Here is a 10,297-nt window from a genome sequence, read left to right as displayed (position 1 = left end):
GCCAGCAGGTTCACCACCGCGGTGTTCATGGCGTTACCCACGTTCTGGCCGTACAGGGTGTCCAGGAACATCATGGAGTAGGCGGCCTTGTTGAAGGCCTGCAGCGCCGACTGGTTGAAGGAGTCGGTGACGACCTCCTGGGCCTCCTTGTTCACCGGGATGGTGACGAAGGCCTTCGAGTAGGCCTCCTGCTGGTCCTTGGTCACCAGCCACTGCAGGAAGGCCAGAGCCTCCTTGGGCGCCTTCTTGCTGAGCGAGTAGCCGTCCAGGCCGCCCATGATGGCGGACGGGTCGCCCTGGCCGCCGGAGACGGCGGGGAAGGGGAACCAGCCCAGGTCGGGGAGCGGCTTCTGGTCCTTGGTCAGGCTGCCGATCACTCCCGGGTCCCAGTTGCCCATGAGCTCCATGCCCGCCTTGTGGTTGGCGATCATGCCCGCGGACGACCCGGCGCCCTGCTGGGCCGAGGTGGTCAGGAAGCCCTTCTGGAAGGGGCTGGTCTTCAGGAACGACGCGAGGTCGTCACCGGCCTTGGTCCAGCACGCGTCGTCGAACTTGAGCGACTTGGCGGCGTTGTTCATGACGTCCTGGCTGCACTCGCGCAGGGCGAAGTTGTAGTACCAGTGCGCGGCCGGCCAGGCGTCCTTGGCACCGACGGCGATCGGCGCGACGTTGATCTTCTTCAGCTTGTCGACGGCAGCCGAGAGCTCGTCCATGGTGGTCGGCGTCGAGGTGATGCCGGCCTGCTTGAACAGGTCCTTGCTGTAGTAGATGCCCTCGGGCTGGGTGTCGAGCGGCATGGCGTAGACCTTGCCCTCGATCGAGTAGCCCGCGAGCGCCGCAGCGCTGGCGTTGGTCTTGTCGGTGTCGGTCAGCTCCAGCGCCTGGAGCTGGTCGGCGTTGACCTCGGCCTGCATCTTGCCGCCACCGCGCTGCAGGAAGATGTCCGGCGCGGAGTTGGAGTTGAGCGCGGTCTGCAGCTTGCCGTCCAGGTCCTCGTTCTGGACCGCCTGGATCTTGATCGTGACATTCGGGTGCAGCGCGTGGTAAGCCTTCGCGGCGGTCTGCCAGTACACGGCACCGGGGCCGGGCTGCGCGTTCTCCCACACGGTCAGGGTGACCTTGCCGCCGCCGGACGAACCGCCGCTGCCGCCGTCGCTGCCGCCCGCGCAGCCGGTGGCAGCGAGCGCCACGCCCAGGCCGATCGCGACAGCCGTGGCGCTGCGTATTTTCCTCATCATCGTGGAAGCTCCCTGATCCGTGTCACTGACACAACTGCTGTGAATGGTTTGCAAAGTAATGGCCTGTTGGGTGCCGCGGGGTCCCGTACGTGCGCTGATGTGGGCGTTCAGGCGGCAGGCCGGCCCTGGGGTGGTGAGGGTCGGGCAACGTACGTGACATCGTGACGATCACTGCGATTGCTTCCCGCCTCCGGCATGCTTGGGTGGACGTGCCAGGGGGACGGGTGTGACCGTACGGAGTCGTGTCCGTTACGGAGAGTTTCGATCGCACGAGAGTATGCGCTGGGCTCGGAGTGGCCGTCAATGACTTGTTTCCGAAAGTTATCGAAACTTGCCGGTGACTGGCCGGGATGGCTGCCGAAACGTTGCGACACTCTCCATCGATCGGGGTTTCTCCTCCCCTCTGCCCGGTTTGCCGCGGATCGGCCGACGGGCGGCCGTTCCGAAAGTTTCGAAACTTCTGCGGAATGTTCCCGTGACCGTAAGGTCCGTCTGGCGAGACGTCAAGGGATTGCGCAGTGCCGATCTGGGCCGGATGTGCGGGTGGCGGCCCGCCGCGACGGAGCCGTCGCCGCCGCAGACGCTGAGCAGGCGGGCTGCCGGCCCTGCCGACGGGACGGGGCCCCGCCGCTTGCGGATGCGCATGCCCACTCCTTCGAAACTTTCTGAACCAGCACCGATACGTTGGCGCGTCATGCGAAGGTCAGAGGTGCGGAGGCGTGGTCGGGCGGAGGGTCCAGCAGGTGTCCGAAAGTATCCATCCGGCATCACGGTCATCGCTGGTCTTGCCTCGATGACGCGGAACACCTTCACTGGCACTCCTCGGAGAGTTGGCCTGGGGGGTGGAGCTAGGCGCTATGTTTCCGGAAGCTTTCCGAAATCATGCTGCGCGACGGTAGAAGCCCCACCACTCCGCCGTCAAGCCTCGCGGCGGTAACACTTGGGACAGAGCGCGACGGACCGTATGACGGCCGCTACCTATGCTGGTGACGGTCGGTCGAGGAGGGAGCACACGTGGCAGCAGAGGGCGCGGGCCGCGTCACCATCGCCGACATCGCTCGAGCGGCCGGCGTCTCGCTGCCCACCGTCTCCCGGGTGCTCAACGGGCGCGGCGACGTCTCCCGGGCCACCCGGCAGCGCGTCGAGGAACTGCTGGCGCTGCACGACTACCGGCGCCCCGCCGCCAGGTCGGGCCACCAGGCGGGCCTCATCGACCTGGTCTTCAACGACCTGGACAGTCCCTGGGCCGTCGAGATCCTGCGCGGGGTGGAGGACTTCGCCCGCGCCTCGGGCCTGGGTACGGTGGTCTCCGCGGTGCACCACCAGGCACCGTCCGCCCAGCAGTGGCTGGTCAACCTGCGGTCGCGCTCCTCCGACGGCGTGATCCTCGTGACCTCGGACCTCGCGCCCGAACTGCACACCGAGCTGCACCGCCTCGGCGTGCCCACCGTGGTGGTGGACCCCGCCGGGGTGCCCACCTACGACATGCCGACGGTGGGCTCGACCAACTGGACCGGGGGCCGTAGCGCGGTCGACCACCTGCTGTCGCTGGGGCACCGCCGGATCGGCATGATCGCCGGCCCGCCCGCGCTGCTCTGCAGCCGCGCCCGGCTGGACGGCTACCGTGCCGCGCTGGAGCTGGCCGGGATCGAGGTCGACGAACAGCTCATCCGGCAGGGGGACTTCCACCATGAGTGCGGCTTCAGCGAGGGCGCCCGGCTGCTCGCTCTGGACGACCCGCCGACCGCGATCTTCGCCTCCAGCGACGAGATGGCCGTCGGCGTCTACGAGGCCGCCCGGCAGCACGGCCTGCGCATCCCCGACGACCTCAGCGTGGTGGGGTTCGACGACCTGCCGCAGGCGCGCTGGTCCCCGCCGCCGCTCACCACGGTCCGCCAGCCGCTCGCCGAGATGGGGCGCACCGCCGCCGACACCCTGCTGCAACTGGTACGCGGCGAGACCCCGCAAACCCCGCGGATCGAGCTGGCCACCCAGCTCGTGGTGCGCAGCAGCACCGCAGAGGCGCCCGCAGCCCCCGTCCGGGGCCGCCGGACCCCTCGGCGGCCGCGCGGCGCCCGTACCGGCCCCCAGTAGCCCCGAAGGCCCCAAACAGCGTGCCGCCCAAGGAAGATGACGAATCGTCAGCGATTGCAGGCGTCGGGGAGAGTGACCATGCTGTGATCCTGATGTGATCGCAGAGGCATGGACCGCGGGCCCGAGCTGCGGTGATCATGTCGTGTGCGTACCCACCGTACGCCCCGTCCACTGGCCGTCTTCGACCTCGACGGGACGCTCGCCGACACCCGCCACCGGCTGCCGTTCCTGGATCGCCGCCCCAGGGACTGGGCCGCCTTCTTCGCCGCTGCACCGCAGGACCCCCCGTTGCCCCGGGGTGTCGAGCTGGTGCTGGCCGGCACCGAGGAGTACGAGACCGTCTATCTCACCGGGAGACCGGAGCAGTGCCGCCGGGACACCCTGGACTGGCTGGCCCGGCACGGTCTGCCGGACGGGCGGTTGCTGATGCGGCGCGGGCAGGACCGCCGTCCCGCCCGGGTCACCAAGCCGGAGATGCTGAGGCAGCTGGCCCGAGGCCGGGACGTGGCGCTGGTGGTCGACGACGACCGGCTGGTCTGCGAGGCCTTCCGGGCGGCGGGCTTCCGGGTGGTGCACGCGGACTGGGCGGACGCCGAGCCCCTCCTGGAGCAGGCCCAGGAGGAGCAGGGCCGTACCTGAGGGCCTTGGCCCCTACAGGTCGTAGACCGCGGTCACCGGCGCATGGTCCGACCAGCGGGTGTCATAGCTAGCCGCTCGCTCCACCTGGGCGCGGACCGCGCGCTCAGCCAGGCCGGGGGTGGCGAACTGGTAGTCGATCCGCCAGCCCGAGTCGTTGTCGAACGCCCTGCCCCGGTAGGACCACCAGGTGTAGGGGCCCTCGGTCTCCGGGTGCAGCCGCCGGACGACGTCCACATAGCCGGCGTCGAGGACCCGGGTGAGCCAGGCCCGCTCCTCGGGGAGGAATCCGGAGGACTTCTGGTTGGCCCGCCAGTTCCTCAGGTCGGCCTCCCGGTGGGCGATGTTCCAGTCGCCGCAGACCAGCACCTCCTGCCCGTTCGCGACGGCCTTGGCGCGCAGCTCGGTCAGGTGGACCAGGAACTCGGCCATGAACCGCTCCTTCTCCTCCTGCCGCTCGGTGCCCACCTCGCCCGAGGGCAGATAGAGGCTGACGACCGTGAGCCCGGGCAGTTCGATCTCCGCGTACCGGCCCGAGCCGTCGAACTCGGCGGAGCCGAAACCGATCCGCCGGCCCAGCGGGGCCTGCCTTGAGAGCAGCGCCACCCCGGCGCGCCCCTTGGCGGCCGCCGGGGCCCAGAGGGTGTGCCAGCCCTCGGGCTCGCGGAGCGCCTCGGGCAGCTGGTCGGGCTCGGCCCGTACCTCCTGGAGGCAGACCACATCAGCCTCGGTGGCGGCCAGCCAGGGGCCGAAGCCCTTCTTGGCGGCGGCCCGCAGGCCGTTGACATTGACGGTGGAGACGGCGATCACCGTCGCAGGGTAGCGGCCCGAGGGCGGCCCGGACCAACCGTGCGCCCGGCCGTGCCCCCTTCCCGGGCGGCCCGGCGGGGGGCATGCTGCTGTGCGGTGCGGCCGCCGGATCGGCGACTGCCGGACGGTCGTGGGGGTGGCGGGATGGTCAGGCGTACCCGGCTCTTCGGTGGCAGCGCGAGGGTGACGTTCCGTCTGGACGCCGGGCGGCCGGACGGCACCGTCAGCGTGGTGGGGGACTTCAACGGCTGGCGGCCCGGGGTGCACGAGCTGGTGGCCCGGCGGGACGGGAGCCGTTCGGTCTCGGTCACCCTGGTGCCGGGCGAGTACCGCTTCCGCTATCTGGCCACCGGCGGCGTCTGGTTCGACGACGAGGCGGCGGACGCCCTGGACGGCGACGGCGGCCTGCTGCGGGTGTGAACCGCCGGGTCCGGCCGGGGATCAGCTCCAGGGCCGGGCGGAGCGGGTGCGCCAGTAGACCTCCGCGGGCTCGGCGAGCCGGGCCAGGGCGGCGGTCCGCTCCGCGTCGAGGACCAGGTCCGCAGCGGCGGCGTTGGAGGTGAGCTGCGCCTCGGTGGCCGCGCCGGAGAGCACCACGTCCGCCCAGGGCTGCCGCAGCGCGGCGGCCAGGGCCACCGTGTCGCAGCCGGTCCCCAGCTCCCGGGCCGTGCGGCGCAGCAGCTCCGGGGCCTCGGCCGGGTCGGCGAGGCGGCCGTTGGCGACGCCCTCCTTGACCACCACCCGCAGGCCCGCACGGTGGGCTTCGGCGAGGGCGGGCGCGGCGGAGGGCTCCAGCAGGTTCCAGGTGGCCTGGACGGAACGGAACAGCGGTTCGCCGTCCACGGTGATCTCCAGGGCGGCGCGGATGGCCTCGCCCTGGCGCGGTCCGCTGCTGGAGAAGCCGATCTCGACGCCCTGGGCGGCCAGGCCGGCCAGGGCCCGGTGCAGGGCGGTGTCTCGAAGCGCGGGGCTGTCCGGGGTCAGTGAGTGCAGCTGGTAGAGGCGCAGCCGGTCGCCCAGCAGGGCCCGGGACTCGGTGAGCTGCCGCCGGAAGGCCGCCAGACTGTGGTCCTTGACCTCGTGGACGGGGGCGTCCAGGGCCCAGTCGCCGACATAGGCGTAGCCCCACTTGCTGGCCACCAGGACGTCGTCCGCATCGGGCCGGGCAGCCAGCCAGCCGGCCAGGAACTCCTCGGAGCGGCCGTAGGAGCGGGCTGCGTCCAGGTGGCGGACGCCGAGCCGGTGGGCCAGGTCCAGCAGCGCCCAGGTGCGGGCGCGCAGGGCGCCGACGGAGCGGTCGGGCAGGTCGTCGCTGCGGCCGCTGGTGATGTAGGCGGGTCTTCCGACGGCTGCCAGGCCGATGCCGAGTGCGGACATCCGTCCAGACTACGCGCTCGGATAATTGTCATGATCCTTTCAATCGAACCCTTGGCGCGCCGCCCCCCGGCTGATTCAATCGGTTAGGAAAGCTTCCTAACAAGAGCTGGGAGAACGGAGACCCCATGAAGAACAGTCACGCCCGGCCGCACTCCGGCCGTACCGCCCGGATCCTGCTGGCGGCCGCCGTCGTCGCGGGCGGCGCCGGGCTGGGGGCGGCCGGCTCCGGCCACGCCGCCTCCTCCCCGCAGCCGCGCGCCGCCGCGGTCGCGGCGGCCGCGGCGGGTCTGGACGACCCCCACGAGAAGGACATCGCGATGCAGCTGGTCTCCAGCGCGGAGAACTCCTCACTGGACTGGAAGGCCCAGTACACCTACATCGAGGACATCGGCGACGGCCGCGGTTACACCGCGGGGATCATCGGCTTCTGCTCCGGCACCGGCGACATGCTCGACCTGGTCCAGCTCTACGCCGACCGCGAGCCCGGGAACGTCCTCGCCAAGTACCTGCCCGCACTGCGCAGGGTCGACGGCAGCGACTCGCACAGCGGTCTGGACCCCGACTTCACCAGGGACTGGCACAAGGCCGCCGCGGACCCGGTCTTCCAGCAGGCGCAGAACGACGAACGGGACCGGGTCTACTTCGACCCCGCCGTCCAGCAGGCCAAGCAGGACGGCCTGCGGGCGCTCGGCCAGTTCATCTACTACGACGCCATCGTGATGCACGGCCCGGGCGACGACAGCACCAGCTTCGGCGGCATCCGCAGGACCGCCATGCGCAAGGCGAAGACCCCCGCCCAGGGCGGCGGCGAGACCGCCTATCTCAACGCCTTCCTGGACGCCCGCAAGGCGGCGATGAAAACCGAGGAGGCCCACAGCGACACCAGCAGGGTCGACACCGAGCAGCGGGTCTTCCTCAAGGCCGGCAACCTCGACCTCCTCCCCCCGCTCTCCTGGAAGGTCTACGGCGACCCCTACCGCATCGACAGCTGACCGGCCGCGCCGGACCGGCCCGGGCCGCACCCGGGGCAGCCCCGGCGTCACCGGGCGCCGCCGAGGGTTCACCGGCCGCGCTCCGGCAGCCGGTGCAGCACCACCTCGGTGAGGCCGCCCCGCCGCACCCCGGCGGTGAGGAAGGTGCGGTGGGGCTGGCGGCGGCGGTCGGTGGGGGAGCCCGGGTTGAGCAGCCGCAGGCCGCCCGGCGCGGTGCTGTCCCACGGGATGTGGCTGTGCCCGAAGACCAGCAGGTCGGCGTCGGGGAACCGGGACGCGCAACGCTCCTCCCGTCCCCGGGAGGCTCCGCTGTCGTGCACCATCGCCAGACGCAGCCCCTCCAGCTCCTCCATGGCCACCAAGGGGAGGCGGGCCTGCAGCTCGGGGCCGTCGTTGTTGCCGTACACCCCGATCAGCCTGCGGCTGCGCTCCTCCAGCCGGTCCAGCAGCTCGGTGCTCACCCAGTCGCCCGCATGCAGCACCACGTCCGCCTGGTCGACCTGCTGCCAGAGCTCCGGGGGCAGGTCGCGGGCCCGCTTGGGCAGATGGGTGTCGGACATGATCAGCAGTCGCAGCGCCACAGCACCATGGTGCCCCGGCCGCGCCGTCGCGCGACCGGGGCAGGGTGGGCCGGATTCCCGGCCGGGGGCCGGATCCGGGTCAGATCCGGGTGGCCGGCCGCTCGTGCCTCATGCCGCGGCGACCGCCGGCGGGGGAGTGGGGCTCCTTGCCGGCCTTGGCCGAGGCGGCGAGGGCCAGCAGCAGCATCACCGCGCCCACGACCACGTTGCTGATGATCGTCCGGGTGGTGGCGACCGAGCCGGAGACCACCCAGGGGGAGATGATCGTCCAGATGCCGATCGCGCAGGCGGCCCACGCCCTGGCGTGGGTGCGCTCGTAGGCGGAGCCGAAGTCGGCCATCAGCAGCGCATAGGCGAGACCGGTGACCAGGTTGCAGACCGCCAGCGTGGTGAGTCCGCTGAAGCCGGTGATCCAGGGCGAGACGGCGAGGTAGAGACCGGCGATCAGGGCCAGGGCCTCGATCCCCTGCGAACGGGGCGTGGTGGCCGCCCGCTCGTAGCGCTCACGCATCTCCATGATGTCCGGGTGGTGTTCCATGCTCGAGGGTGTGGAACTCGGCGTCGTGGACACCACGACCACCTCCTGAAGGGTGATGGAAGATCGTGCACTGCCAGGGTAGACATGTCCGGTTTGCAAGTGGATATGGCTTTGATATCGGTTCGGTAGCTGATTGCCCTCGCCGGGCGGCCTCCAGGGCAGGCTGACCTCCCCGCGGGACCGGCTCCCCTCCGGGAACGCCGCACCCGGGGTCGACGGCCGCGGCCGGCTCAGCGCACCGGGCCGCCGGGGCCGGTCGGCCGGTGCGCCGCCGCCAGGACGGTCGGCGGGCAGAGCCGTACGGTGCCGCAGTTGCCGCAGGCCCAGCCGCCGGCCGGACCCTGGCGCATCATCGAACCGCAGTTGGGGCAGGTCATATCCGGTGTGCGGTGCCACCCGCGCCGGGCGGCCCCTCCTCCTTCGCTGTGCCGTCGAAGCCGCCGAGCCCGCCGGTTGCGGCCGGCGGGCTCGACGCTGTCGAAGAACGGTCTGCACCAGAAGACGACCAGGCGCTCCCGCCGGTTCGGCGGAACACCTGAACATTCCCTGGGTCTTCACAGGGCGCCTTCTCGGGCGGTCTTCACAGGGCGTCTTACGGGGGACTTTGCAGGGTGGTTCAGCCGAGGTGCCGGGTCCCGGTCGGGCGCTGCAGCGCCTGCCTGCCGCCGGACGCCAGCATCCGCACCTCCCCACCGCTGTTGATCTCGGCCCGGACGATACCGGTGTCGTCGCAGTAGACGGGCTCACCGCCGGGGCCGGTCGCCGGGGTGCGGTGGACCACCACCACGTCGTCCTCGGACGGCTCCTCGCCCGGCCCGGCATGCGAGAAGATCAATTCATACCGTTCGGTCGTCTGCATGGGGCCTCCTCCTCGGATTGCCGGCCCAAAAACGGACACACTTCTCATACCCCAATGATGCGCCGACCCCTCCCGGGGCTTTGCAGGGGTGTCGCGCCGCCCGGTCCGGGTATCCGACCGCTGTCGGGCCGGCGGGCAGGCCGACCGGTCCGCCCTCTGCGGAAAGGACCGAGACCGTGAGCGAGTACGAGGCGCACCGGACCATGCCGGCCCTGCCCGAACAGGTCTTCGACGAGGCCTCCGACCTGCGCACCATGGAGCGCTGGCTGCCCCGCGAGCTGCACCTCGAGGCGCAGCGCCCACCGGCGGTGACCGTGAGCCACGGCGAGCGGGGCGAGCAGGAGACCGCCCTGCTGCACGCCCACTACGACCGGCTCCGACTGGAGTGGGGCACCCGCGACAGCGGGCGCTACTCGGGATGGCTGCAGGTGACGGGGCTGGAGTCCGGGGCCAGCGAGGTCAGCGTGCACCTCACGTTCTCCGACCCAGAGTGCGCCCCGCCCAGCCGCGACGTGGAGATGGCGCTGCGCCAGAGCCTGGACCGGCTGGCCGAGCAGGTGAAGCTGCGCGCCGGCTACCCCGCGTGACTCCGGCGGATCAGCCCGCCTTGCGTCCCACCCCGGCGTAGACCCAGTACTCCTGCGGATTGGCCGGGACCTCCTCCGCCGCGTCCGGACGCCACAGCGGTACGTGCACCAGGCCCGGGGCCACCAGGTCGAAACCGTCGAAGAGGCCCTCGATCCGCTCTCGTGAACGGGCGGTGACCGGTGCCGTCGCCTTGGAGCGGTACAGCTTGCCGACCGCCGCCGCGGTGTCCGGCCGGTCGTCGTCGGTGGCATGGGTGAGCGCCAGCCAGCTGCCCGCCGGCAGCGCGTCGCGGTACGCGGCCACCAGGTCCCCGGGGCCCTCCTCCTCGGTGATGAAGTGGAGGATGGTGATCATCAGCACCGCCACCGGCTGGTCGAAGTCGATCAGCTCGCGCAGCCTGGGGGAGGCGAGGACCTCCTTCGGCTGCCGGATGTCCCCGTTGACGATGCCGGCGCCCGGGGTGTCCGCCAGCAGCGAGGCGCTGTGCGCCACCGCCACCGGGTCGTTGTCCACGTACACCACGCGGGCGTCCGGTGCGGCGGCCTGGGCCACCTCGTGCACATTGCCCTGGGTGGGGATGCCGG

General features: G+C 71.4%; 12 protein-coding genes. 5 read left to right on the top strand and 7 right to left on the bottom strand.

All coding sequences use genetic code 11. The annotated features are described in order from the left end of the window. Nucleotides 1–1,238, bottom strand: a 1,238-nt coding sequence (locus tag AOK09_RS05970; RefSeq protein ID WP_055586059.1) for an ABC transporter substrate-binding protein, incomplete at its 3' end; no start/stop codon positions are given. A 1,014-nt stretch (nt 1,239–2,252) separates the two neighbouring features. On the opposite strand from AOK09_RS05970, the gene AOK09_RS05965 reads away from it, so the two are divergent. Together AOK09_RS05965 and AOK09_RS05960 are read left to right on the top strand one after the other, a co-directional pair. Continuing rightward, nucleotides 2,253–3,332: a LacI family DNA-binding transcriptional regulator gene (locus AOK09_RS05965; protein WP_055586058.1), complete on the top strand. Its 1,080-nt coding sequence runs from the start codon at nt 2,253–2,255 to the stop codon at nt 3,330–3,332. A 144-nt stretch (nt 3,333–3,476) separates the two neighbouring features. Continuing rightward, nucleotides 3,477–3,971: a phosphatase domain-containing protein gene (locus AOK09_RS05960; RefSeq protein WP_055586057.1), complete on the top strand. Its 495-nt coding sequence runs from the start codon at nt 3,477–3,479 to the stop codon at nt 3,969–3,971. Between the two features lie 12 nt (nt 3,972–3,983). On the opposite strand, the gene AOK09_RS05955 is transcribed toward AOK09_RS05960, so the two are convergent. After that, on the bottom strand, nt 3,984–4,778 hold the full coding sequence (locus AOK09_RS05955) for an exodeoxyribonuclease III (RefSeq protein WP_055586056.1): 795 nt from the start codon (nt 4,776–4,778) through the stop codon (nt 3,984–3,986). A 144-nt stretch (nt 4,779–4,922) separates the two neighbouring features. Between AOK09_RS05955 and AOK09_RS05950 the strand changes: the two genes are divergently transcribed. After that, the gene (locus AOK09_RS05950) at nt 4,923–5,198 is read left to right on the top strand and encodes an isoamylase early set domain-containing protein (protein WP_055586055.1); all 276 of its coding nucleotides are present in this window, start codon (nt 4,923–4,925) and stop codon (nt 5,196–5,198) included. A 21-nt stretch (nt 5,199–5,219) separates the two neighbouring features. On the opposite strand, the gene AOK09_RS05945 is transcribed toward AOK09_RS05950, so the two are convergent. Next, entirely contained in the window at nt 5,220–6,155 is a 936-nt protein-coding gene (locus tag AOK09_RS05945) for an aldo/keto reductase (protein WP_055586054.1), read from the bottom strand. A gap of 125 nt (nt 6,156–6,280) precedes the next feature. Between AOK09_RS05945 and AOK09_RS05940 the strand changes: the two genes are divergently transcribed. Next, nucleotides 6,281–7,147: a chitosanase gene (locus AOK09_RS05940; protein ID WP_079062795.1), complete on the top strand. Its 867-nt coding sequence runs from the start codon at nt 6,281–6,283 to the stop codon at nt 7,145–7,147. Nucleotides 7,148–7,215: 68 nt separating this feature from the next. Here AOK09_RS05940 and AOK09_RS05935 read toward each other — a convergent pair whose 3' ends face one another. The 3 genes from AOK09_RS05935 to AOK09_RS05925 all read right to left on the bottom strand — a co-directional run bounded on the left by AOK09_RS05935 (nt 7,216) and on the right by AOK09_RS05925 (nt 9,125). Further along, nucleotides 7,216–7,722: a metallophosphoesterase family protein gene (locus AOK09_RS05935; protein WP_055586060.1), complete on the bottom strand. Its 507-nt coding sequence runs from the start codon at nt 7,720–7,722 to the stop codon at nt 7,216–7,218. Between the two features lie 85 nt (nt 7,723–7,807). Further along, on the bottom strand, nt 7,808–8,266 hold the full coding sequence (locus tag AOK09_RS05930; protein ID WP_055586053.1) for an SPW repeat protein: 459 nt from the start codon (nt 8,264–8,266) through the stop codon (nt 7,808–7,810). 616 nt (nt 8,267–8,882) lie between these two features. Continuing rightward, nucleotides 8,883–9,125, bottom strand: coding sequence for a DUF6296 family protein (locus tag AOK09_RS05925; RefSeq protein WP_055586052.1), 243 nt, complete (start codon nt 9,123–9,125; stop codon nt 8,883–8,885). A gap of 176 nt (nt 9,126–9,301) precedes the next feature. On the opposite strand from AOK09_RS05925, the gene AOK09_RS05920 reads away from it, so the two are divergent. After that, complete coding sequence (locus AOK09_RS05920; protein ID WP_055586051.1) at nt 9,302–9,712, top strand: SRPBCC family protein; 411 nt, start codon at nt 9,302–9,304, stop codon at nt 9,710–9,712. A 10-nt stretch (nt 9,713–9,722) separates the two neighbouring features. Here the strand turns inward: AOK09_RS05920 and AOK09_RS05915 are convergent. Then, on the bottom strand, nt 9,723–10,297 hold a 575-nt coding region (locus AOK09_RS05915), incomplete at its 5' end, for an SAM-dependent methyltransferase (RefSeq protein WP_055586050.1).

Origin of the sequence: Peterkaempfera griseoplana, from assembly GCF_001418575.1 — a bacterium.
Taxonomy (GTDB): domain Bacteria; phylum Actinomycetota; class Actinomycetes; order Streptomycetales; family Streptomycetaceae; genus Peterkaempfera; species Peterkaempfera griseoplana.
Note: the sequence above shows the minus strand (reverse complement) of the source record. Positions and strands in the feature narration are given on the sequence as shown.